This is a genomic window from Aquibium oceanicum (assembly GCF_001889605.1).
Taxonomy (GTDB): domain Bacteria; phylum Pseudomonadota; class Alphaproteobacteria; order Rhizobiales; family Rhizobiaceae; genus Aquibium; species Aquibium oceanicum.
Map to the genome: position 1 here is coordinate 2775436 of NZ_CP018171.1, position 24375 is coordinate 2799810.

A 24375-nucleotide genomic window follows, 5' to 3' on the forward strand; every position below is an offset into this window, starting at 1 on the left:
GATTGGCATTTGTTGAGGATTCCACCCGCAATGTCGAAGGCTACCGATCGAAACAGGCTACTCAGGGGCAAGCGTGAGAAGCAGGATTGTTACCATGATCGGGATCGCGGCCGTTTTTGGCGCGATTTCGATCTTCGCGGCCGACTTCTGGATCAAGAGCGCTGCCAATGCGCGGACGGCGGAAGTGACCGTGGAGGTTCCCGCCGGCCCAGCGGTCGCATTCGGGAAGATCGTCGTCGCCAACCAGCCGCTGCGCTACGGCACGCCGGTTGCGCGCGAGATGCTTTCCGAGATCGCCTGGCCACAGGAATCCCTGCCGGCAGGGGCCTTCGCCGGGATCGACGCGCTCCTCGCCGAGGGCGAGCGTGTCGTGCTGTCGCCCGTCGAGGTCAACGAACCGGTGCTGCTGTCAAAGCTCTCGGGGCCGGATGGGCGCGCCACGCTCTCCAACCTTCTGTCGCCGGGGATGCGCGCCGTCACCATCAAGACCGACGAGGTCGCCGGCGTCGGCGGCTTCATCACGCCGGGCGACCGCATCGACATCATGCTGACGCGCGACGCGGGACGCATCATGGAGGTCGAGCGCGCGGCGAAGGAAGCCTCCGGATCGACCGTCACCAGCGAGGTGGTGCTGGAGAACGTCAAGGTGCTGACGGTCGGGCAGGGCGCCGACACGAGGGACGTCAATCCGAAGGTCGTGAATTCCGTGACCGTCGAGGTGAACGCCGAGGGAGCCCAGAAGATCGCGCTGGCGCGCACCATCGGATCGCTGTCGCTGTCGCTCCGTTCGGCGGGCGAGGCGAAGGTGTCGAAGGCGGGCCTGATGACCATTTCGGCGTTCGGCGGCTCGGTGGGCGAGGAAATGGCCAGAGCGGCGAACGCGGTTGCGGCCGTGGCCAGCGGCGGCGACGAACCGAAATTCAAGACCGTGATCGTCACGCGGGGAACCGAAGAGGGACAGTCGTACCAGGTGCCGGACAACAGGTAGGCACACTAGGTAAGCAGTGGGGGCCTGCACGCAGGCTGGGGCAAGACAGACATGCAGACCATCGGGAGAACATCAGGCCTGGGTAGGGTGGCGCGCGCGATCTTCGTCGCCGCATGCGCCATGGCATGGACCGGCTCGGGCGGATCGCCGGCCTTCGCGAACGGCGAGGTGATCCACGTCTCCTCCGCCCGACCGGCGTCGATCAAGGTCGCGCGCGGCAAGCCGCAGACGATGAAGACGGCGACGCCCTTCTACGAGATCGTCATCGGCGATCCCGAGATCGCCAACGTCAGTCCGCTCACCGACAGGTCCTTCTACGTACTCGGCAACAAGCTCGGCACCACCGGCATCGCCCTGTTCGACGAGAACAAGCAACTCGTGGGTACTGTGGACATCGAGGTCACACTCGATACGGGCAAGCTCGCAGCGACGATCCGCGATGCCGTCCCGGGCGCCGACATCAAGGTGGAATCGGCAAACGGCCGGCTCGTCCTGTCGGGATCGGCCGAGGACGCGGTTGCCGCCGAAAAGGCCAACCGCATCGCCACGCGGTTCTCGGACGGGGAGGAGATCATCAACTCGGTCGACGTCTCCTCGTCGCAGCAGGTCCAGCTCAACGTCCGCTTCGTCGAAATCAACCGCCAGGTCGGGCAGGAACTGGGCGCCGCGCTCGGTGTCGCCTACACCGACGGCAATGGCGGCATCAGTTTCAACAGCAGCCCGAAGGCCTCATCGAACACGCCCGCGGCCAGGATCATCGGCGCGCTGACGACAGGTGGTCTCACGATCGATCTCGCGATCACCGCGCTGGAGGACAAGGGCGTCGCCCGGCGTCTGGCGGAACCGAACCTGATCGCAAGATCTGGTGAGAAGGCGAGCTTCCTCGCCGGCGGCGAGTTTCCCATCCCGGTCGCCCAGGACGAGAACAAGATCACCGTCGAGTACAAGAAGTTCGGCGTCAGCCTCGACTTCACGCCGAAGGTCCTGAGCGAAGGCCTGATCAGCCTCGACATCGAACCGGAGGTCTCGTCTGTCGATCCTTCTTCCTCCTACAAGGTCGGCGACATCGCCATCCCGGGCTTCATCGTGCGTCGCGCGCAGACCTCGGTCGACCTCAAGAGTGGCCAGAGCTTCATGATCGCCGGCCTGCTGCAGACGCAGAACGACATCACCACCCAGAACGTCCCGGGTCTGTCGAAGCTTCCGGTGCTGGGCAACCTGTTCTCGTCGAAGGCCTACCAGCGTCGCGAAACCGATCTCGTCATCATAATCACACCGTATCTCGTACAGCCGATCGACCCGTCCAGGAAGCCCGTCACCCCGATCGATCAGGTGCCGCCGGCCAGCAGCGTCGACTACTTTCTCGGAAACCAGGACGAGGGCCGTGTCGCGGAAGCCCTGCGGGTGCAGACGGCGGCGCGGCAGGGCTTGGCAATCGCCAGGGAAGGCGGACCGGGCCATTTCCTGGACCTGAACTGAGGAGCCCCAGATGTCCTTCGGACGCATGAAACTCGTGGCGGGCCTCGTCGCACTCGCGGCGCTGCCGGCTTGCACCTCGTCCGACTACATGCGGGTCGACGGCGTGACTCGCGGTGCCGGCGATGCCATCGCGGCGAACACGGTGATGCAGATGGTGGATCCCTGGCAGCCCGGAGTCGAGGACGCGGACCTCACAGTACCGGCCGACCGCACTCTGTTGACCACGTCGACCTCGAAGGACGACGCCGCCGTGGCCGATGCGGGCACCGATGACTAGGAGCAGCCGATGAGTGCCGAAGCACAGAAGAAGCGCATTGCGCTGATTTCGACCGACCGCGAGTTCGTCAAGGAAACCCGCGTCGCCTTCGCGACGTCCGAGGCGATCGAACTGGTCGTCATCGAGAAGCCCGTCGCCGAGTTGCGCGGCGAGGTTCAGCAGGCTGAAGCCGGAGCGATCATCGTCGATATCGACGCGTCGCAAATCGGCGACATCGAGGCCCTCCAGCGGCTGATCCGGAAGCTGGAAGGTCGGACGCCGGTGGTGGTGGTAACCGCCAGCTTCAATGCCGCGGCGGCCCGCATGCTGGTCCAGCTCAAGGTCGCCGATTTCCTCGTCAAGCCGGTGACGACCGCCGATCTAGTCCGTTCCGGCATCCGCGCGCTGCATGGACCAGGCCGGGAGGAAAATCCCGAGGCGCAGATCCACACCTTCGTCCCTGCCGCGGGCGGGGTCGGCAACACCACACTCGCCCTCCAAACGGCGTTTCAGCTGCACAACTCTGTCCTGCACGGTGCTTCCACCTGCGTGGTCGACCTCAATCTCCAGCAGGGCGCGTGCGCAGAGTATCTCGACCTCGAGCCGCGCTTCGATATCTCGGAAGTCGAAAGCCAGCCCGAGCGGCTCGACCGCCAGCTTCTCGACGTGATGCTTTCCAAGCACGCCAGCGGCCTCTGCGTGCTGGCCGCGCCGACGAGCCCCACCGAGATGCGCACCTTCGACACCGAGATCGTGGTGCGCATGCTCGATCTCGTGTCGGCCTATTTCGACAACGTCGTGATCGACATGCCGCGCACCTGGTTTCCGTGGACGGAAGCCGTGCTGCTCGGCTCCAACAAGCTCTACATCGTCACGGAGATGACGGTGCCGTGCCTGCGCCAGACGCAGCGGCTGATCCAGGCTTTTCACCAGACGGTGGGCAGGGAAGTGCATCCCGGCGTCATCGTGAACCGCTTCGAGCAGCGCCGCTTCGAGAACGGTGTCAAGCAGTCCGACGTGGAGGAGCTGCTGGGAGAGCACTTCGTCGGCGGAATATCGAACAATTACAAGCTCGTACGCGAGGCCGTCGACCGCGGCGTTCCGCTGCACGAGATCGATCCGGAGGCGAACGTGGTCAAGGACCTGAAGCGCATCATCCTGCCGGACGAAGCGAAAGCGGTGGCGACCAGGTCCCGGTCGCTGTTCGGCTACCGGCCGGGCTTCCTGAAGAAGGCCGGGTAGGGACAGGAAACGACGCAGATCATGTCGAGCCGATTTTCAGCACTGCAGAACCGCACGATCGCGACCGAAACCAGGCCGGAAACGCCGGTTGCCGAGCGGTCGAAGCCGGTCGTCATCCCGACCACCCGCAAACCGGAGCCCAAACCCGACGCGGCCGCCGCGCAGCCGAAGACCTCGAACCGGGTCATGGAGGCGCGCGGCCGTATCCACCGCATGCTCATCGAGGAGATCAACCTCGTGGCGCTGGAGAAGCTGCCGCGCGACGAGATGCGCCGCCAGGTGCACGACTTCGTTTCCGAGAAGACGCGCGAGGAGCGCATGGCGATCAACGTCGCCGAGCTGGACGATCTCGTGGACGACATCGTCGACGAAATGGTCGGCCTCGGGCCGCTGGAGCCGCTGTTGAAGGATCCGTCGATCAACGACATCCTGATCAACGGCCATGAGAACTGCTTCGTCGAAAGGCATGGAAAGCTTCAGCAAATCCACGTTCCGTTCAAGGACGAGGCGCACCTCCTGCGCATCATCGGAAAGATCGTCGCGGCGGTCGGACGGCGGGTCGACGAATCCTCGCCCATGGTCGACGCGCGCATGCTCGACGGGTCGCGCTTCAATGCCGCCATCCGCCCGGTCGGCGTCGACGGGCCGCTGGTGTCGATCCGGAAATTCTCCAAGAACAAGCTCGGGCTGCACAAGCTGGTCGAGTTCGGCGCGATCACGCAGCCGATGGCGGAGGTACTCGCGGCGGCGGTGCATGCCCGCAAGACGACGATCATCTCCGGTGGCACGGGCACCGGCAAGACGACGATGCTCAACGCCCTGTCGGCCTTCATCCCCGAGGACGAGCGCCTCATCACCATCGAGGACGCGGCGGAGCTGCAGCTCCAGCAGCCGCACGTCGCGCGCATGGAAACGCGTCCGCCCAACATCGAGGGCAATGGCGAGATCAGGCAGCGCGACCTCGTCAAGAACGCGCTGCGCATGCGCCCCGACCGCGTCATCCTGGGCGAGTGCCGCGGCGAGGAAGCGTTCGACATGCTCCAGGCGATGAACACGGGCCACGAAGGCTCGATGGCCACGATCCATGCCAACACGCCGCGCGACGCCATCGGCCGCCTCGAACAGATGCTCGGCATGACCGGCATGCCGATGACCGTCTCCTCGATCCGCAGCCAGATCGCCAGCGCGCTCGACATCATCGTCCAGCTCACCCGCCTTTCCGACGGCAAGCGCAAGGTGACGAGCGTCGCCGAAGTGACGGGTATGGAAGGCGACGTTATCCAGATGCAGGAAATCTTCCGCTTCGTGCGTACAGCCACCGAGAATGACGGCAAGATCGTCGGCCATTTCGAGGCGACTGGCATCCGGCCGCGTTTCCTCGACGACCTGAAGGCGATGGGCATCGAGTTCCCCGGCAAGTATTTCGAGCCGGGTCGGCCGCAGGAGTAGACCGTGGTCGAGGAGTTCACCACCGTACACCTGGTCTACGCCGCGGCCGCGATCTGCGGCATCCTGATCGCCGAGGCCGCGTACCTGCTCTTTGCCGGCCGCAGCGACCGGCGCAGCACGATCAACCGCCGCATGAAGCTGCAGCAGTCCCAGCTCAGCCAGGAACAGGTGCTGATCCAGCTGCGCAAGGAGCGCGGCGTCGGCACCTCCCGTTCGGTCTTCTCGCTTGCCCGCCTTCGCGATCTGCGCACGCAATCAGGGCTGGTGATGCCGCTGGCGAAGTTCCTGATGGCGACGTCCGGCGTGGCATTCGCGCTCGTCCTCGGTGCCATCGCCATGGGGCTTTCGATGCGCTTCGGCCTTCTCGCGCTCCCGCCGCTGACGCTGGCGCTGCCCTTCCTGGTGCTGCGCTTCCTGCGCAAGAAGCGGCACAAGCGCTTCGGCATCCAGCTTCCGGAGGCGCTGGAATTGATCACCCGAAGCCTTAAGGCCGGACATCCCGTGCCGGTGGCAATCGCCATGGTGGCGCGCGAGATGCCGGATCCCATCGGGACGGAGTTCGGTCTAATCGCCGACGAAGTGACGTATGGTTCCGACCTTGTGACGGCGCTCAACAACATGTTCCAGCGGGTCGGACACGAAGACCTTCCGCTGTTCGTCACCGCCGTCTCGATCCAGGCCACGACGGGCGGCAACCTGCGCGAGATCCTCGATGGGCTGGCGACCGTGATCCGCGAGCGCGGCAAGCTGCGGCGCAAGGTAAAGTCGATTTCCACCGAAGGCCGCATGTCGGCCTACATCCTGACGGCGGTTCCCATGTTGCTCGCGCTCGCCATGCTCATCCTGGTGCCAGACATGTACGGCGCGGTGATCGGCGAGCCGCTTACCTGGTATCTGCTGGGGGCGACCGGCTTCTGGCTGTTCCTCGGCAATTTCATGATGTTCAAGATGGCGTCCTTCCGGTTCTGACATGCTGGAGCACCTCGCATCCTTCTCGGGAATAGGACCGACGGCCATCGCCGCGCTAGCGTTGCTCCTGTTGGGCGGAGGCGCGCTCGCCTGGCCCATGCTCGCCGGCGACAGCGCCAAGAGCGACGTCAAACGGCGGCTGCGCGTTGAAGGGCTGGCAGAGGAGGACGGCGCAAGCCGGACCGAGCGCCGCGGCCGCAAGAGCGCGGTTCAGGACAAGGCGGTGAAGACCGCGCAGGAATTCTACGCCAAGAGCGATCCGAAAAGCGTCGCGCGCATCCGCCTGAAGCTGATCCAGGCGGGCTACATGGATCCGAGCGCCGTCGGCAACTTCTTCCTGTGCCGTTTCGGCGGCCTTTTGGCGGGTGCCGTCGCCGGCTTCGTCCTTGTGAACATTCTCGGCTTCGGTTCGTCGCCCCTGGAGCGCTGGGGGACTATCGGCGCGCTGGCGATCTTCGGCTACTTCCTCCCGGGGCTGGTGCTGTCGCGCATCGTATCGGCGCGCATGGCGGAGTATCGCAACGGTTTCCCCGACTTCATGGATTTGATGATCGTGTGCTGCGACGCCGGCATGAGCATGGAAGCCGGCATCGAACGTGTGGCGCGCGAAATCTCGGTCACCTATCCCTCGCTCGGGCAGAACCTCCAGCTCGTCTCGATCGAGCTTCGGGCCGGGCGCGGCATGGACGATGCACTGAAATCGCTCGGGGACCGGCTCTGCCTGGAGGAAGTCCGTTCCTTCGCCACGCTCCTGCAGCAGTCGCGGGAACTCGGTACCAGCCTGTCGGGCGCGCTGCGCGTCTTTTCGGACGACATGCGCAACAAGCGCATGTCCGTCGCCGAGGAGAAAGCACATGCGCTGCCGGCCAAGATGTCCGTCCCCGTGACGGTGTGCATCCTCCCCGTCGTCATCCTGATCGCAATCATCCCCGTGATCGTGAAGTACTCGGTCGGCATCGAGTGAGCCGTCTGGTTAACGGCTCGTGATCTTGTTCCCGCAAAATCCGCGCAGTCGCCAAACCGGGGTTTAACGCGCGCCTGTTATGGTCCGGAATCGAGGACGTGCATTCGGGGGCAGGGGCCATGACCACTCATTCCAGGCACATCGTTGCCGCCATCGCGCTGACCGTTCTGGCGCTGACGGGCTGCAGCAACACGACCGGTGGGATCGACACGACGCAGACGACGGCAATCGCCGGGTACGGCGACGTCAGCCAGAAGGATCTCGCGGCCGGCAAGCTCAATTTCCGCGAGGCGAACTACGGGTTGGCCGAGAAGCACTTCCGCAAGGCGGTGGAGTTGCGCGCCGACAACGCCGAAGCCTGGCTTGGTCTTGCCGCCTCATACGACCAACTCGGCCGGTTCGACTTTGCCGACCGCGCCTATGACCAGCTGGTCAAGCTGGCGGGGCGCCAGCCGCGCGTCGTTTCCAACATGGGCTATTCGCACTATCTGCGCGGCAACCCCGCCAAGGCGCGGGCGCTGCTCGAGGAGGCACGCCGCTCGCTGCCCGGCGATGTCGTGATCGAGGCCAACCTGGCGCTGCTCGACAAGGCCTGACGTCCCTTCAGTGCGCCGTGGCACGGGTGCCGCGGGCGAATGCACGGCGCGCCCTTGTGCTCGCCGTCGCGAGCATGGCGACGAGCGCCGGCCGCGCGGGTGTCTCCACGAACCGCCAGACCGCCCACGAGAGCGCCAGCATCCCCATTGTGACGAGAGCCACGGCCGGCCAGCGCCCGAGGTCCGGTGCAACCGCATTGATGGCTGCGTAGCCGATGTGCTGGTGCAGTAGGTAGAGCGGGTATGTCATCCCGCCGAGCGCCAGCACCATGGGTGTCGCGGGCACTGTTCTGTGGAACCGGATGGCGAGGATCGCAACCGCGAAGAGCGCGACGTTGGCGGCCAGCAGGTTCGGCAGCGCGATGGCTTCGCCGTAGTGCACCAGCATCCATTCCCGCCCCGGAAGCAGCATGTTGCACGAGAGCAGGAAGCTCGCGGCCAGAAGCAGCAGCGTCTCGGCGGATCGGCCGTGCTTCCAGACGTGCTGGAGCAGGATGCCACTCGCGAACCACGGCGCGTATTCGGTGATGAAGAGCATGCGCATCGCGCCGCTGCCGACGAAGAACTCGTTGAGCACCGAAAGCGCCAGCCAGCCGGCGACAAGCGCGATCTTCCAGCGGTCGAAGACCCCGAGGACCAGCGCAAGCGCGACCCAGCCGTAGAAGACGAGCTCGAGCACGATCGACCAGTAGACGCCGTCCATGAAGGGTTGCCCAAGCGCCGGCGACAGGATTATCAGGTTGGCCGCGAATTGCTCCGGGCTCGCCGGCAGGCGCGGATCGGCGACGACCCACAGCACCGCGAAGGTGATCGCCATGCAGGCGAGGAAGCCGGGATAGATGCGTGCGAAGCGGGCGATGGCAAAGGACTGCCAGTCGCGCCCGTCCGCCGACCAGGCGATGACGAAGCCACTGATGAGAAAGAACAGGTGGACCCCGAGGTAGCCGTAGATCGCGACCGGCGCCGCCTCGGGATAGGCGGTGTCGAGGTAGGAGTCGCCCGCAGCGCCGCGATAGAGATAATGGAAGCCGATCACCGCCAAGGCCGCGACGAGGCGCAGGAGATCGAGCGTGGCGAAGCGGTCGCTTTTCGCTGCGGTCCGTCTGCTGTCGGATGCGGATGCGGCCATTCGGGGCTCCTGTCTTTCAGGCCCGGAAAATAGCGCTTTCGGTTGCCGCTCGGGGAACTTCCTTAATTAACCATTAACCGGCCTCAGGCGGCCTGGCCGTAGAGGTCATAGGCGTCGGCCTCGTCGATCTTCACCGTCACGATGTCGCCGACGCGCAGCGGCCTCCGCGACTGGACGTGTACGGCGCCGTCGATCTCCGGGGCATCGTAGCGGCTGCGGCCCTTGGCAGCCGTGCCGTTCGCCTCGTCGATGATCACGGGCAGGCGCTTGCCGACCTTCTTCTTCAGGAGGTTGGCCGAGATCTTCTGCTGTCGGGCCATGAAGCGGTTCCAGCGCGTTTCCTTGATCTCCTCCGGCACCTCGGGCAGCCCCAACTCCTCGGACCGCGCACCGCCGACCGGCTCGTACTTGAAGCACCCCGCGCGGTCGATCTTCGCCTCGTCCAGCCAGTCGAGCAGCATCTCGAAATCCTCCTCCGTCTCGCCAGGGAAACCGACGATGAAGGTGGAGCGAAGCGCGAGGTCGGGGCAGATCTCGCGCCAGCGGGCGATGCGCTCGAGCGTCTTTTCCTGGTGCGCCGGTCGGCGCATGTTCTTCAGCACTTGCGGCGAGGCGTGCTGGAAGGGGATATCGAGATAGGGCAGGATCTTGCGCTCGGCCATCAGCGGGATGACCTCATCGACATGCGGGTAGGGGTAGACGTAATGCATGCGCACCCAGACACCGAGCGAGCCGAGTTCGTTCGACAGGTCGAGGAACTTCGCCCGCACCTCGCGGTCGTGCCAAAGGCTGGTCGCGTATTTGACGTCGACGCCGTAGGCGCTCGTATCCTGCGAGATCACCAGCAGTTCCTTCACCCCCGCGTTCACTAGCCTTTCGGCCTCGCGCAGCACGTCGGCGGCGGGCCGCGAGGCGAGGTCGCCACGCAGCGCCGGGATGATGCAGAAGGAACAGCGGTTGTTGCAGCCCTCCGAAATCTTCAGATAGGCGTAGTGGCGCGGGGTCAGCCTGACGCCCTGCGGCGGGATCAGGTCCACGAAGGGCTCGTGCGCCGGCGGCGCCGCTTCGTGCACGGCGGCCATCACGCTCTCGTAGGCCTGCGGCCCGGTGATCGCCAGCACGTTGGGGTGTTTCTCGCGGATCAGCTCCGGCGTCGCGCCCATGCAGCCGGTGACGATCACCTTGCCGTTCTCCGACATCGCCTCGCCGATGGCGGCGAGCGACTCGTCGCGCGCGGAATCCAGGAAGCCGCAGGTGTTGACGACCACGAGGTCGGCACCATCGTGCTTGCGGGCGATCTCGTAGCCCTCGGCGCGCAGGCGGGTGAGGATGCGTTCGGAATCGACCAGCGCCTTGGGGCAACCGAGACTGACGAAGGAGACGCGCGGAGCGTTCATGGGACGGCTTTCGACATGATGTAAGGGAGTTGTCGCGCCCATAGCACACTTGGCGCGCCTGCGTCATCTGCCCTGACGCGACGCAGCCATGCGACGGTGCGGCTTGTCATAGCGTTGGTCCAGGGCGGGTTCGCGGTTGTCCTTCCATCCGGATAGCCACTAGAAGCGAACCGATCCGGCATCGCGGGCGCGATCCGCCCGCACCGCGCCGGATCGCTTAAGGGTTGTCGATCGGCCGGATGTCCTTCTTCCTTTTCCTTCGCGACAATGCGCGCTGGCTCGCCGGCGGCTTCCTGATGACCTTCTTTTCCTCCTTCGGCCAGACCTTCTTCATCTCGCTCTCGGCTGGAAACATCCGGACGGAGTACGGCCTCTCGCACGGCGATTTCGGCCTGATCTACATGATCGCCACCTTGGGCAGCGCGCTGACGCTGCCGCGGCTCGGCCAGATCGTCGACCGCCATTCGGCCCGGCGAGTGGCCTTCCTCATCATGCCGATGCTGGCGCTGGCTGCGGTGCTGATGGCGTTCTCGCAGAACCTTATCCTGCTCGTGGTCACCATCTACATGCTGCGCCTGTTCGGGCAGGGAATGATGACGCACAACGCCTTCACGGCCATGGCGCGTTGGTTCTCCGGCCAGCGCGGACGGGCCGTTTCGGTGACGACGCTCGGCCACAATGCCGGCGAGGCGGTCTTTCCGCTGCTCTTCGTCTTTGTCGCCGGGCTTGTCGGCTGGCGCAATTCCTGGCTCGTCGCGGCGGCGGTGCTGGTGCTGGTGGCGCTGCCGGCGATCGCCGGCCTGATCGCCGTCGATCGGGCGCCACGCGCCACCGATCCGGTTTCGCGCAAGACCGAGGCACGCGACTGGACGCGCGGCGAGGTGCTGCGCGATCCGCTGTTCTACCTCCTCCTGATGGGTGTCATGGCGCCGGGCTTCATCGGCACGACGATCTTCTTCCACCAGGTCTATCTGGTCGAGCTACGCGGCTGGTCGCTCGAGTTCTTCGCCACCTCCTTCACCTTCATGGCGGCGATGACGATCACCTTCGCGCTGGTCGCCGGACAACTCGTCGACCGGTTCTCCTCGGTGGCGCTGCTGCCGAGCTTCCTGGTCCCGCTCGGGCTCTCCTGCCTGACGCTCGGGCTGCTCGACGCGCAATGGGCGGCCTACGTCTTCATGGGGCTGCTCGGTATCTCTTACGGCTTCTCCTCGACGCTGTTCGGCTCGCTCTGGCCGGAGATCTACGGGCTGAAACACCTCGGCTCCATCCGCGCCATCACGGTGGCGATCCTCGTCTTCGCCACCGCCATGGGTCCCGGCCTCACCGGCTACCTGATCGACCTCGGCTTCCCGCTGCCGGGCCAGGTCGTGGTCATGGGCGTCTACTGCCTCGCCATGGTGGCGCTGATGACCTACGTGTCGGCACGCATCAAGGCGCGCGCCTTGCCAGCGCCGCGGGCTTCGGATACCTCGCGATCATGACCGTCACCGTCCGCTTCGCTCCCTCGCCGACCGGCAACATCCACATCGGCAACGCGCGAACGGCGCTGTTCAACTGGCTGTTCGCCGAAAAGCACCGCGGCCGCTTCGTGCTTCGCTTCGACGACACCGACGCGGCGCGCTCGAAGCAGGAATACGCCGACCAGATCGTCTACGACCTGCACTGGCTCGGCATCTTTCCGGACATGATGGAGTACCAGTCCAAACGCGTCACGGCCTACGAGAATGCGGTCGAGAAACTGAAGCAGGCCGGGCTGCTCTACCCCTGCTACGAGACGCCGGAGGAACTGGAGCTCAAGCGCAAGATCAGGCTGTCGCGCAAGCTGCCGCCGATCTACGGCCGCGACGGGCTCGCCCATACCGACAAGGAGCGCGCCGAACTTGAGGCGGACGGGCGCAGGCCGCACTGGCGTTTCCTTTTGCCGAACTACAAGCGCGACCCGTTCGAAATGGTCCGCACCGACATCTCCTGGAACGACGTCGTGCGCGGCCAGGAGACGGTCGATCTGGGCTCGCTGTCCGATCCGGTCCTGATCCGCGAGGATGGCTCCTATCTCTACACGCTGCCTTCCGTCGTCGACGATATCGATTTCGGTATCACCCACGTCATCCGCGGCGACGACCACGTGACCAACACGGGGGTGCAGATCGCATTGTTCCGGGCGCTCGGCTCGCAGGAGCCAGAGTTCGGCCACCACAACCTTCTGACCACGTCGAGCGGCGAGGCGCTATCCAAGCGCACGGGCTCGCTTTCGATCAAAGGCCTGCGCGAAGACGGAATCGAGCCCATGGCGATCGCCTCCATGGCGGTTCTGACCGGAACGTCGGAGAACGTTACGCCGGAGAGCTCGCTGTCGGAACTGGCGCAGAAATTCGATCCCGCCGCGACGTCGCGCTCCTCCGCGAAGTTCGAGCCGGGCGATCTCGTCAACCTGAACCGGACGCTCCTGCAGGCAATGCCGTTCGGGGCTGCGCGGGACCGGCTGCTCGCCTACGGCGTCTTCGGCGAGAAAGCCGAGGCCTTCTGGCTGGCTGTGCGCGGCAATCTCGACCGCTTGCCGGACGCCGAACCCTGGTGGCGCATCGTCACGGTGAAGCCTGAGCCGGGCGCCGAACTGAGCGACGAGGACACGGAGTTCCTCCGGACGGCGTTCGACCTGCTTCCGGAAGAGCCGTGGGACGCCGGCACGTTCAAGGCCTGGGTGGGCAGGATCCGTGAAGAGACCGGCCGCAAAGGCAAAGGGCTGTTCATGCCGATCCGGCTGGCCCTCACGGGACGGGATTCGGGGCCGGAGCTCGCAGATCTATTGCCGCTTCTGGGTCGGGAAGGAACGATGGCCCGACGACCCTGATCCTGCGCTCCTCGACCGGCGGCAGCGTCGTCGGCGCGCTGACGGAGGCCGTCAACTCGGAGCCAGAATTTTCGCCGCCCAGGAGCTTGCGGATCGCCGCGGCATCGAGCCCGCCCTGAAGATTGGCGAGCGTCTCGGGATCGGCGGCAGGATCGGGACGGGCGGCAGGCCTGGGGACGACGGGTTCCTGCAGCGGGACGGGTCCGATGCTCATCGGTGGCGCCGTTTCCCCTGCGATGATCGAGAAGCTGCGCGTCGCCGCCGAGCAGCCGCAGCCGGGCGGCCGCTGGTATCCCGCTTCCCGATAGCGGAACGCGGTCGGAAGCTCCGTGTAGGGCACGCCGCTCATCGAGATCATCTGGTTCGTCTCTTCACCTGGCGTTCGATGCATGTAGAGCTCGACCTCGGTGCCGGGGCACATCGCCGAACACGCGGCCGCATCCCGGTCGAGATCGTCGGCATGAGACGAATAGGCAACCGGGAAGAAGTAGCCGTCGCAGGTGCGTACGCAGAGCGTCCGGAAGGTGCCCGAAACGCGCGGTTGAACCTCGATCAGATTGCCGCGACGGACGACGATGCGCCGGCGGCCTTCGTCTTCCAGTGGGAATCGCCGGGATTCGTTTTCGCTGCGATCCTGCGCGGCGCGAGCCTTGAACAACTGGTCGAACAGATTTCCGCCGCCCCTGCCGCCGTCCATCTGCCTTTCGCGGGCGCTGGCCTGACGCTCGCGGCAGCCGTTCCGGTCGATCGCGGCGAGGATGTTGGCCCGTTCGGCCCGCGAGCCGCCGCCGCCCAGTTGCCGGTGCTTGCGCTCCAGGGAGGCGAGGTTGGCCTGCATCCGGTCCAGCGTGTTCGAAAGCGACTGGCAGACACGGGCCGGATCGCCGCGCGAGAAGAAACCGCCGCCGCAATTGGCCCGGCGGCTCTGGGCCTCGGCCTTGGCGATCTGCGCGCGCTGCTGCTCGATCGCGCGCTCGTACTGACGTGCCTGCCGGGGCGAACCGCCGCCGGCAGAGAAATTCGCAAGCTGGGCTTCGAGGTCGCGGCAGACACGAGTCTGGGCAACTGCCTGACCGATCAGGGAAAAGACGGCGCACGCCGCCGCGAATGCCACAAGGGCAGCGCGCAGACGGATACTCCACCGCTTCCTCATCGAAATCCTCTGCCGGCTGGGCCTTCGTTTCCGGGCGCATTTCGCGCGAGCGGGAGGATAGGCGATCGAAGTTAACCGTCTCTTTAGGATGTCTCCCGCGCAGACGCTGTCTGCAAAGCGGCCTGCGAGGCTTCCACCACGGAAAGCGCGGTCATGTTGACGATGCCGCGCGAGGTGACCGAAGGTGTGAGGATGTGCGCCGGGCGCGCCGTGCCGAGCAGGATCGGCCCGACATGAAGCGCATCCGTCATGGCCTTGGCGGTATTGAGCGCGATATTGGCGGCGTCGAGGTTCGGAAAGACCAGCAGGTTCGCCTCGCCCTTGAGCTTGGAATGCGGAAAGACGCGATTGCGCAGCGCCTCCGAGAGCGCCGAATCGGCGTGCATCTCGCCATCCGCTTCGAGGTCGGGATCGCGTTCGGCGATCAGTGCCGCGGCGGTGCGCATCTTGAGCGTGCTCGCCGTGTCGCGCGAGCCGAAGTTGGAGAACGATAGCAGGGCGGCCTTGGGCTCGATGCCGAAACGGCGGATTTCCTCTGCGGCGAGGATGGTCATCTCCGCCAGTTCCTCCGCCGAGGGATCCACAGTGACATAGGTATCGGTGAAGAAGGTGACGCCGCGCTGCATGATCAGCATCGAGAGCGCCGAAAGATCGCGCACGCCAGGCTTGCGGCCGATGATCAGGTCGACGTTGCGCAGGTGTCGCTCGAAGCGTCCTTCCAGGCCGCAGATCATCGCATCCGCCTCGCCGCGCACCATGGCCAGCGCCGCGATCACGGTCGTGTTGGTTCGCACCAGCGTGCGCGCCGCCTCCTGCGTGACGCCGCGCCGCCCGCCGAGCCTGATGAGAAGGTCGACATAGTCGCGGTAGCGCGGATCGTCCTCGGGATCGATCAGGTCGAAATCCGTGCCCGGCCGGATCTTCAGCGCATAGCGCCTGAGCCGCGTGTCGATGACGTCGGGACGCCCGATCAGGATCGGCCGCGCGATGCCTTCCTCCAGCACCACCTGAGCGGCGCGCAGCACGCGCTCGTCCTCGCCGTCGGCATAGATCACCCGGTTGGCCGCTGCCGTGCGCGCGGTCGAGAACACCGGCTTCATGACCAGGCCCGAACGGAACACGAAGCGGTTCAGGCGATCGAGATAGGCATCCATGTCGGTGATCGGCCGCACCGCGACGCCGGTGTCGCAGGCGGCTCGCGCGACCGCCGGGGCGATGCGCAGGATGAGACGCGGGTCGAAGGGCGAGGGGATCAGGAAATCCGGCCCGAAGACCGGCGTCTCCGTAGCATAGGCGCGTGCGGCGACGTCGGAAGGCTCCTCGCGAGCGAGTGCGGCGATCGCCCGAACGGCCGCCATCTTCATCTCCTCGTTGATGGCGGTCGCGCCGACGTCGAGCGCGCCGCGGAAGATGTAGGGGAAGCAGAGAACGTTGTTGACCTGGTTGGGGAAGTCCGACCGGCCGGTGCAGATCATCGCGTCCGGCCGCGCCGCCCGCGCAACCTCCGGCATGATCTCAGGGACAGGGTTGGCGAGCGCCAGGATCAGGGGTTTTTCCGCCATGCCCGCGAGCAGTTCCGGCTTCAGCACGCCGGCCGCCGAAAGCCCCAGGAAGATGTCCGCCCCGCCGATGACGTCGGCGAGCGTGCGCGCGTCCGTCTCCTTGACGTAGGCGTCCTTCCAGCGGTCCATCTCCTCGGCCCGGCCGCGCCAGGCGACGCCGTAGCGGTCGGTGACCCAGATGTTTTCTCGCTTCGCACCGAGCGAGACGAGGAGGTTGAGGCAGGCGAGTGCTGCCGCGCCGGCGCCCGAGGTGACGATCTTGACCGTCTCGATCGCCTTGCCGGCGAGTTCCAGCCCGTTGAGCACCGCCGCCGCCACGATGATCGCCGTACCGTGCTGGTCGTCGTGGAACACCGGGATGTTCATCCGCGCCTTTAGCTGCTCCTCGACCTCGAAGCATTCCGGCGCCTTGATGTCCTCGAGGTTGATGCCGCCGAAGGTCGGCTCGAGCGCCGCGATTGTGGAGACCATGCGGTCGATCTCCGGTGCGTCGATCTCGATGTCGAAGACGTCGATGCCGGCGAACTTCTTGAACAGAACCGCCTTGCCTTCCATGACAGGCTTGGAGGCGAGCGGCCCGATGTTGCCGAGACCGAGCACGGCCGAACCGTTCGACACCACACCGACGAGATTGGCGCGCGCCGTGTAGTCGGCGGCGGTTGCCGGATCGTCGCGGATGGCGAGACAGGGCGCTGCGACGCCCGGCGAATAGGCGAGCGCCAGGTCGCGCTGGTTGCCGAGCGGCTTGGTCGCCTGGATCTCCAGCTTGCCCGGCGAGGGGTAGCGGTGGAAGAACAGCGCCGCCTCGTCGAAGTCGGAAGGGGCGGGGGCGTCGTGCTGGGTCATGTAGGTCTGTTCCGCGTTCCTGGCTCGATACCGGACCGGTCTAGCATGCCCGGCGGCGATTTCGACATGGTGACGGTCAAACCATTTCGGCGAACGCCTGGGAAGTTCTTAGCCTCCGACGCGCTCCTGCAGCGCCATCGCCCCTTGCGGCGCGCGGATCTTGCCCTCGTGGATGATGTAGATGAAGACGTCGCGCGGCTTCTTCTCGACCTTCGCATCCGGGTCGGCGAGCGGCAGGTCGTCCGGAACGCCGCCTTCCGCCCAGGTCTTCGCACGCGAAGCCCAGGCGTCGAGCTCGGTCGGCGCATAGGCGGTGGGCACGTCGTCCTCGCCCTTCTGCAGCCGCGCATAGACGAAATTCGCCGTCACGTCGGCGATCTCGGGATAGTCGTGGTGGTGGGCGTAGCAGATCGCCGCGCCGTATTTGCGCGCGAGCGGAGGGAAGGCGGGGTCGATGAAGGTCGGGTGGCGCACCTCGAGCACGTGGCGCAGCCTCAGGCCGGCGTGCTTGTCCGGCAGCAGCTTCAAGAAGCCCTCGAAATCTTCGGGCTCGAATTTCTTCGTGTTGGCGAACTGCCAGACGATCGGGCCGAGCTTGTCGCCCAGTTCCTCGATGCCCTGCGCGAAAAACTTTTCCATCGAGGGGCCGGCGTCAGCCAAGACCTTCTTGTTGGTGACGAAGCGGTTGCCCTTCACCGCGAAGACGAAGCCGTCCGGGCTCTCGGCGGCCCATTTGGCGAAGGTCTCCGGCGTCTGGCCGCGATAGTAGGTGCCGTTCACCTCGATCGTCCTCAGCCGCTGCGAGGCGTATTCGAGCTGGCGCTTCTTCGGTAGGTCGTCGGGATAGAACGTGCCCTCCCACGGCTCGAAGGTCCAGCCGCCGATGCCGCAGCGGATCGTGCCTGATCTGGTCATCGTCGTTCTCCGGGTTTGCGTCCGTCTGGGATGGCGGAAGTCATGGCCCACGAGCGGCAGCGATGTCCATGGGGCGAAGGCGGATCGCGCAGACGCTCCTGACAGACATAGCGAACTTCGCGGATGGCGTTTGCGAAGCATTAAGCCTGCGCGGCGGTGCCGGGGAACCGCGCGCGCCGCACGCCTGTTGAGCCGCCACGAAACGATCTCCCAAGGAGGGGAACATGTCGAAAGGCGCCTTCACCGCGGCAGTCCTCGCCGCAACGGCAGCAGGAGCGGTATCGCCGGCCGGCGCGGGGGAGCGGCACCATCACCGGCACCCGGTCGTCATCCATGTCCACGAGACCCACGGCGCGCCCTGGTATCGGCAGCCGCCCTGGATCGGCACGGGCGTGGCGCAATACTACAGCTACCATCCGAACCATCTGCCGGGCTACCCGCACGATCTGGCAGGCTACCCGATCCCGATCCATCGTCTGGACGCGGGCGATCCCGTCGTGCGGGCGTTCCGCGCGGCGCCCTCGATGCACGTCGACTGGTGCCTCGCGCGCTACCGCTCCTACGATCCGCGCAGCGACACCTTCCAGCCCTATCACGGCCCGCGCCGCGTCTGCCTCTCGCCGTATCGCTGACGACCCGAACTCGTCTCCTTCTGCGTCCGCCCTATGTAGCGGCGCATTGCGGTTCACGAGCGGGGACGAGGACGAATGAGATCGACTGGAATGCCGCGGGCGCTGATGCTGGCGCTCGCCCTTGCCATGGGGCTCGCGGCCACCGGCGCGCGGGCGCAGGTGCTGGCGACCGAGACGCTGACGGTCGCGACGCGCGAGGCGCCGCCCTTCGCCATGAGGGATGCCGACGGCAAATGGTCGGGCATCTCCATCGCGCTCTGGGAACACATCGCACGCGACCTGCAGCTCGACTACCGCTTCGAGGAAGCCTCGCTGGCCGACATGATCGACGGCGTCGAGGACGGCCGATACGACGCGGCGGTCGCGGCGCTGACCATCACGCCCGAGCGCGAGGCGGTCGTCGATTTCTCCCATCCCTTCTACACCACGGGCTTCGGCCTTGCGGTCTCGCAGGAGCGGGTGAACTGGCTGGGCATGCTGTTCGGGCTCCTGTCGTGGCAGTTCCTCCAGGCGGTGCTGCTGCTCGCCGCCGTGATCGCGGTGGTGGGGTTCCTGTTCTGGCTGTTCGAACGCAAGCGCAACGCCGACGAGTTCGGCGGCAAGTGGTGGAAGGGGCTCGGCTCGGGCTTCTGGCTGTCGGCCGTCACCATGACCACGGTGGGCTACGGCGACAAGGCGCCGCGCACGCCGAGCGGGCGGGCGGTGGCACTGGTGTGGATGTTCACCGCCATCATCATCACCTCGACCTTCACCGGCATGATCGCCTCGGCGCTGACGGCCGACCGCATCTCGGGCTCCATCCGCGGCCCCGACGACCTGCCGAAAGCTCTGGTCGGCTCCATCCAGGGCTCGGCCAGCGAGATCTGGCTCGCCGAGCGGCGGGTGAACTTCCGCAACTTCGACACCGTCGCGCAGGGCATGGACGCCGTCGCCGACGGTCGCATCGACGTCTTCGTCTACGACAAGCCGCTGCTGCAATATCTCGCGGCCGATATGGACGACGGCGAGACCGAGGTGCTGAGCGGTACCTTCGGCCGCCAGGACTACGGCATCGCCCTGCCGCAGGGCAGCCCGATGCGCGAAGCCGTCAACAACGCCCTGCTCACCTTCCTCGAGACCGAAGACTGGGACGCGCTGACGTTCCGGTATCTGGGCGAAGAGGAATAGCGGCGGGCGGCCCGGTCCCGGCTGCGGACGCGACCGGTCGTCGCCACCCGGCGGGTTTCGCCGTGGCCGATGGAGCGGTGGCGACGTTAGATAAGCACGAGCTCTGCGTTGGCTAACCCTCTACTCCGCCGCTTGCCTCTTCCCTCCCGCCGGCCTTCTCTCCAGCAGCTCCTTCAAAAACTGCCCCGTATAGCTCCGCTCCACCGCCACCACGTCCTCCGGACGTCCGGCCACGAGCAGTTCGCCGCCGCCGTCGCCGCCTTCGGGGCCGAGGTCGAGGACCCAGTCGGCGGTCTTGATCACTTCGAGGTTGTGCTCGATGACGACGACCGTGTTGCCCTGGTCGACGAGCTCGTGCAGCACCTCGAGCAGTTTCGCCACGTCGTGGAAGTGCAGGCCGGTGGTGGGTTCGTCGAGGATGTAGAGGGTCTTGCCGGTGGCGCGGCGGGAGAGTTCCTTGGCGAGCTTGATGCGCTGCGCCTCGCCGCCCGACAGCGTGGTGGCCTGCTGGCCGATGTGGATGTAGCCGAGGCCGACCTTCTTCAGCGTCTCCATCTTGTCGCGCACGGACGGCACGGCGGCGAAGAAGTCGGCGCCTTCCTCCACCGTCATGTCGAGCACATCGGCGATCGACTTGCCTTTGAAGGTGACGTCGAGCGTCTCGCGGTTGTAGCGCTTGCCGTGGCAGACGTCGCAGGTGACGTAGACGTCGGGCAAAAAGTGCATCTCGATCTTGATGACGCCGTCGCCCTGGCAGGCCTCGCAGCGGCCGCCCTTGACGTTGAAGGAGAAGCGGCCGGGCTGGTAGCCGCGCGCCTTGGCCTCGGGCAGGCCTGCGAACCAGTCGCGGATCGGCGTGAAGGCGCCGGTGTAGGTGGCGGGGTTCGAGCGCGGGGTGCGGCCGATGGGCGACTGGTCGATGTCGATGACCTTGTCCAGGAATTCCAGGCCCTCGATGCGCTCGTGCTCGGCCGGGTGCTCGCGCGAGCCCATGATGCGGCGCGAGGCGGCCTTGAAGAGCGTCTCGATCAGGAAGGTGGATTTTCCTCCGCCCGACACGCCGGTGACGCAGGTGAAGGTGCCGAGCGGGATCTCGGCCGTGACGTCCTTCAGATTGTTGCCGCGCGCGTTGACCACCTTGAGCCGGCGGCCCTTCTTCAGCGGCCGGCGCTGCTCGGGGAGCGGGATGGCGAGGTCGCCGGAGAGGTACTGGCCGGTGAGCGACTTCGGGTTGGCCATGATCTCGGCCGGCGTGCCTTCGGCCACGATGCGGCCGCCATGGATGCCGGCGGCCGGGCCCATGTCGACCACGTAGTCGGCGGTGCGGATGGCGTCCTCGTCGTGCTCGACCACCACCACGGTGTTGCCGATGTCGCGCAGGTGTTTCAGCGTATCGAGCAGGCGCGCATTGTCGCGCTGGTGCAGGCCGATCGAGGGCTCGTCGAGCACGTAGAGCACGCCGGTGAGACCGGAGCCGATCTGCGAGGCCAGCCGGATGCGCTGGCTCTCGCCGCCGGACAGCGTGCCGGAATTGCGCGACAAAGCGAGATAATCGAGGCCGACGTCGTTGAGAAAACGCAGGCGCTCGCGGATTTCCTTGAGGATGCGCGCGGCGATCTCGTTCTGCTTGGCGTTCATCGCCTGCGGCAGGGTCTCGAACCAGTCGCCGGCCTTGCGGATCGATAGCGCGGTGACCTCGCCGATGTGGCGGCCGTCGATCTTGACCGCCAGCGCCTCGGGCTTGAGGCGGTAGCCGGAACAGGCCGGACAGGGGGTCTCCGACATGTAGCGCTCGATCTCCTCGCGGCTCCAGGCCGACTCGGTCTCCTTCCAGCGCCGCTGCAGATTGGGGATCACGCCCTCGAAGGTCTTGGTGGTCTTGTAGGAGCGCAGGCCGTCGTCATAGGCGAAGGTGACCTGGCGCGAGCCGGTGCCGTGCAGGATGGCGTGGCGCGCCTCGTCGGACAGGTCCGACCAGCGGTCGCCGACCTTGAAGCCGAATACCTTGCCGAGCGCGTCGAGCGTCTGGCCGTAATAGGGCGAGGTGGAGCGCGCCCAGGGGGCGACGGCGCCGGCGCGCAGCGTGAGATTTTCGTCGGGGATGACGAGGTCGGGATCGATGGCGCGCTGGCTGCCAAGCCCGTCGCAGGTTGGGCAGGCGCCGAAGGGATTGTTGAAGGAGAACAGCCGCGGCTCGATCTCCGAAATGGTGAAGCCGGAGACGGGGCAGGCGAATTTTTCCGAGAAGAGCAGGCGCTCGTGCGTGTCGTTGAGCGACTTGTTGGCGCCGCCGCCGCCCGACGTCTCCTCGGCCGGCAGGGGCCGGTCGGCGAATTCCGCGATGGCGAGCCCGTCGGCGAGGCGCAGCGCGGTCTCGATGGAATCCGCCAGCCGGGCGGCAAGGTCTCCGCGCACGACGACGCGGTCGACCACGACGTCGATGTCGTGCTTGTACTTCTTGTCCAGCGTCGGCGCGTCGGCGATCTCGTAGAAGGCGCCGTCGACCTTAACGCGCTGGAAGCCTTTCTTCTGCAGCTCGGCCAGTTCCTTGCGGTACTCGCCCTTGCGGCCGCGCACGATGGGCGCCATGACGAAGAGCCGCGTGCCTTCCGGGAGCGCCAGCACGCGATCGACCATCTGCGACACCGTCTGGCTCTCGATCGGCAGGCCGGTGGCCGGCGAATAGGGCACGCCGACGCGCGCGTAGAGCAGGCGCATGTAGTCGTAGATCTCGGTGACCGTTCCGACGGTAGAGCGAGGGTTGCGCGAGGTGGTCTTCTGCTCGATGGAGATGGCCGGCGACAGGCCGTCGATCTGGTCGACGTCGGGCTTCTGCATCATCTCCAGGAACTGCCGCGCATAGGCCGACAGGCTCTCGACGTAGCGCCGCTGGCCCTCGGCATAGATGGTGTCGAAGGCGAGCGAGGACTTTCCGCTGCCCGACAGGCCGGTCATGACGGTCAAACTGTCGCGCGGGATGTCGAGATCGACGTTCTTGAGATTGTGCTCGCGCGCGCCGCGGATGGAAATGTATTTCTGGTCGGCCATGGCCGGTCGCAGCCTCGTGCTTGGTCTCGGGAGGAAGGATGCGGGCAACGATCCCGCAGCACCCCCATGTAGGATTTTTCGCCGCTCCGTCGAGGGACGCGCGCGCACGCCGCAACGAGTTAGCCGCGAATGCCGCAGCGGGGCAAGGGCAAGGAACAAAAAGGCAACAGCCTCCTGACACCGCCCTGTGCATAACCGGCGGACCGGCTTGAAACATGCGATCACGTTTTGCGTCGGGGCGGCGGATTTCGTTGACAGGCCCGGACCCTGGAGTCACTCTCCAAATGTCCTTCGCGAACGCCTCCATTCGGGGCCGATCGCTAGAAGCGGGGCCCCAGCGAGACGACGCAGGAGGCTCGAGCGCGAAGCGACGCGGATGCAACAGGCAGAGGAGAGAGGAATGACTCCACCGGACAGTCCCATCTGGCTCCGCTCGAATGCCGCGGAGCCGCGGCGGGCATAGGCGCGAGGGCGCCGGGGAAGCGGCCGTTCCCCCGACCCGCCGTTCACATCACAATCAGAGACTGTAGTCGGGCCGTCGATCCAGATCGCGCAGCGCCCGAAACATGACCGGAAGTTTTGTCCGGCAGTTCAGGAAGACCCCTGACACAGAACAAGCCCTGACCGCGTGACCGCGGCAGGGCTTTTTTCGTGTAGCGCACGAGAGGGATCAGTCATTCAAATCCCTCTACAAGGACGCGCGACCGCGACCTCGCGCCGCCATCATCCCACGAAAGCGCGCTCGACCACGAAATCGGCGGGTGCCGCGTTCGATCCTTCCACCAGCCCGGCCTTCTCGACGAGGTCCTTCACGTCGCGGATCATGTCCAGCGAGCCGCAGATCATCACCCGGTCGACTGCCGGATCGAACGATGCCACGCCGAGGTCAGCGAAGAGCTTGCCCGAAGCGATCAGGTCGGTGATGCGGCCGTTGCGCGCGGAGGACTCGCGTGTGGTGGAGGCGTAGTAGGACAGCCGCCCCTGCGTCAGCTCGCCGATCAGCGGGTCCTGCGACACGCTCTGAAACAGCGCGTCGCCGTATTGCAGTTCGGCGATGTCGCGGCAGGTGTTGGTGAGCACGATCTCTTCGAACTTCTCGTAGGTGTCGGGATCGCGGATCAGGCTGGCGAAGGGCGCGATGCCGGTACCAGTCGCGATCATCCACAGACGCTTGCCGGGCTTCAGCGCGTCCACCACCAGCGTGCCCGTCGACTTCTGGCGCAGGAGCACCGTGTCGCCCGGCACGATCTTCTGCAGCTCCGACGTCAGCGGACCATCTGGCACCTTGATCGAGTAGAACTCCAGTTCGTCGTCCCAGGCCGGGCTCGCGATCGAGTAGGCGCGGAACACGGGCTTTTCCGCGTTCGGCAGGCCAATCATCACGAACTCGCCCGAGCGGAAACGAAAGCTCTGCGGGCGCGTGATGCGGAACGAGAACAGACGATCGGTATGGTGCTTCACCGAAACCACCGTCTCGGCGTGGACGTTCGCCGGAATCGGGAACTTCAGCGGCTCGGCATTGGCGTTGGCGGGAACCGGAATCATCGGCTCGACCCTCGTGTCTGGAGTACGTTCGGCATGACCACTGGCGACGGTTCCGCAAGCGGCCCAAGTAGGTGGACGAGGCGTCGAAAACCTCTCTCTTGCTCGGTGAATTTATTAGTATACAAATGAAAATCGGGTCAAGGCGCAGGGGTAGACGCCCATTCCAAATGGCGCCTGATCCGTA

The 24375-nt window shown here is 66.0% G+C and carries 19 protein-coding genes; 12 read left to right on the forward strand and 7 right to left on the reverse strand.

What is annotated here, in order from left to right:
* The first annotated feature begins 94 nt into the window (after positions 1-94).
* From cpaB to BSQ44_RS13615, 8 genes are all read left to right on the forward strand, one after another.
* Positions 95-988, forward strand: a complete 894-nt coding sequence (gene cpaB / locus BSQ44_RS13580) for a Flp pilus assembly protein CpaB (protein ID WP_072605018.1) — start codon at positions 95-97, stop codon at positions 986-988.
* Positions 989-1066: 78 nt separating this feature from the next.
* Entirely contained in the window at positions 1067-2467 is a 1401-nt protein-coding gene (locus tag BSQ44_RS13585; RefSeq protein WP_378216570.1) for a type II and III secretion system protein family protein, read from the forward strand.
* Positions 2468-2477: 10 nt separating this feature from the next.
* A complete protein-coding gene (locus BSQ44_RS13590; RefSeq protein WP_235633236.1) occupies positions 2478-2744 on the forward strand; it encodes a hypothetical protein in 267 nt (88 codons plus the stop codon).
* A 9-nt stretch (positions 2745-2753) separates the two neighbouring features.
* On the forward strand, positions 2754-3965 hold the full coding sequence (locus BSQ44_RS13595; protein ID WP_072605022.1) for a CpaE/TadZ family protein: 1212 nt from the start codon (positions 2754-2756) through the stop codon (positions 3963-3965).
* 21 nt (positions 3966-3986) lie between these two features.
* Positions 3987-5414 carry a CpaF family protein gene (locus BSQ44_RS13600; protein ID WP_072605024.1) on the forward strand — a complete coding sequence of 476 codons (1428 nt, stop codon included), beginning with the start codon at positions 3987-3989 and terminating at the stop codon, positions 5412-5414.
* A 3-nt stretch (positions 5415-5417) separates the two neighbouring features.
* The gene (locus BSQ44_RS13605) at positions 5418-6383 is read left to right on the forward strand and encodes a type II secretion system F family protein (protein ID WP_072605026.1); all 966 of its coding nucleotides are present in this window, start codon (positions 5418-5420) and stop codon (positions 6381-6383) included.
* A gap of 1 nt (position 6384) precedes the next feature.
* Positions 6385-7347 carry a type II secretion system F family protein gene (locus tag BSQ44_RS13610; protein WP_072605028.1) on the forward strand — a complete coding sequence of 321 codons (963 nt, stop codon included), beginning with the start codon at positions 6385-6387 and terminating at the stop codon, positions 7345-7347.
* A gap of 119 nt (positions 7348-7466) precedes the next feature.
* Complete coding sequence (locus tag BSQ44_RS13615; protein ID WP_072605030.1) at positions 7467-7943, forward strand: tetratricopeptide repeat protein; 477 nt, start codon at positions 7467-7469, stop codon at positions 7941-7943.
* A gap of 7 nt (positions 7944-7950) precedes the next feature.
* Here BSQ44_RS13615 and BSQ44_RS13620 read toward each other — a convergent pair whose 3' ends face one another.
* Both BSQ44_RS13620 and rimO read right to left on the reverse strand, forming a co-directional pair.
* Positions 7951-9072: an acyltransferase family protein gene (locus BSQ44_RS13620; RefSeq protein ID WP_072605032.1), complete on the reverse strand. Its 1122-nt coding sequence runs from the start codon at positions 9070-9072 to the stop codon at positions 7951-7953.
* A gap of 83 nt (positions 9073-9155) precedes the next feature.
* Entirely contained in the window at positions 9156-10469 is a 1314-nt protein-coding gene (gene rimO, locus BSQ44_RS13625) for a 30S ribosomal protein S12 methylthiotransferase RimO (protein ID WP_072605034.1), read from the reverse strand.
* A 239-nt stretch (positions 10470-10708) separates the two neighbouring features.
* On the opposite strand from rimO, the gene BSQ44_RS13630 reads away from it, so the two are divergent.
* Entirely contained in the window at positions 10709-11953 is a 1245-nt protein-coding gene (locus BSQ44_RS13630) for an MFS transporter (RefSeq protein ID WP_072608053.1), read from the forward strand.
* On the forward strand, positions 11950-13323 hold the full coding sequence (gene gltX / locus BSQ44_RS13635; protein WP_072605037.1) for a glutamate--tRNA ligase: 1374 nt from the start codon (positions 11950-11952) through the stop codon (positions 13321-13323). Before BSQ44_RS13630 ends, gltX begins: the two co-directional genes overlap by 4 nt.
* On the opposite strand, the gene BSQ44_RS13640 is transcribed toward gltX, so the two are convergent.
* From BSQ44_RS13640 to BSQ44_RS13650, 3 genes are all read right to left on the reverse strand, one after another.
* On the reverse strand, positions 13241-14476 hold the full coding sequence (locus BSQ44_RS13640; RefSeq protein ID WP_072605040.1) for a DUF2865 domain-containing protein: 1236 nt from the start codon (positions 14474-14476) through the stop codon (positions 13241-13243). The genes gltX and BSQ44_RS13640 overlap by 83 nt on opposite strands.
* 83 nt (positions 14477-14559) lie before the next feature.
* Positions 14560-16884 carry an NADP-dependent malic enzyme gene (locus BSQ44_RS13645; protein ID WP_072605042.1) on the reverse strand — a complete coding sequence of 775 codons (2325 nt, stop codon included), beginning with the start codon at positions 16882-16884 and terminating at the stop codon, positions 14560-14562.
* Positions 16885-16992: 108 nt separating this feature from the next.
* Positions 16993-17799 carry a DUF72 domain-containing protein gene (locus BSQ44_RS13650; protein WP_072605044.1) on the reverse strand — a complete coding sequence of 269 codons (807 nt, stop codon included), beginning with the start codon at positions 17797-17799 and terminating at the stop codon, positions 16993-16995.
* A 224-nt stretch (positions 17800-18023) separates the two neighbouring features.
* Between BSQ44_RS13650 and BSQ44_RS26340 the strand changes: the two genes are divergently transcribed.
* Complete coding sequence (locus BSQ44_RS26340) at positions 18024-18431, forward strand: BA14K family protein (protein WP_083534734.1); 408 nt, start codon at positions 18024-18026, stop codon at positions 18429-18431.
* A 75-nt stretch (positions 18432-18506) separates the two neighbouring features.
* Entirely contained in the window at positions 18507-19598 is a 1092-nt protein-coding gene (locus BSQ44_RS13660; protein ID WP_083534735.1) for a transporter substrate-binding domain-containing protein, read from the forward strand.
* A 120-nt stretch (positions 19599-19718) separates the two neighbouring features.
* On the opposite strand, the gene uvrA is transcribed toward BSQ44_RS13660, so the two are convergent.
* Complete coding sequence (uvrA, locus tag BSQ44_RS13665; protein WP_072605048.1) at positions 19719-22646, reverse strand: excinuclease ABC subunit UvrA; 2928 nt, start codon at positions 22644-22646, stop codon at positions 19719-19721.
* A 723-nt stretch (positions 22647-23369) separates the two neighbouring features.
* On the reverse strand, positions 23370-24191 hold the full coding sequence (locus BSQ44_RS13670) for a ferredoxin--NADP reductase (RefSeq protein ID WP_072605050.1): 822 nt from the start codon (positions 24189-24191) through the stop codon (positions 23370-23372).
* Positions 24192-24375 lie beyond the last annotated feature (184 nt).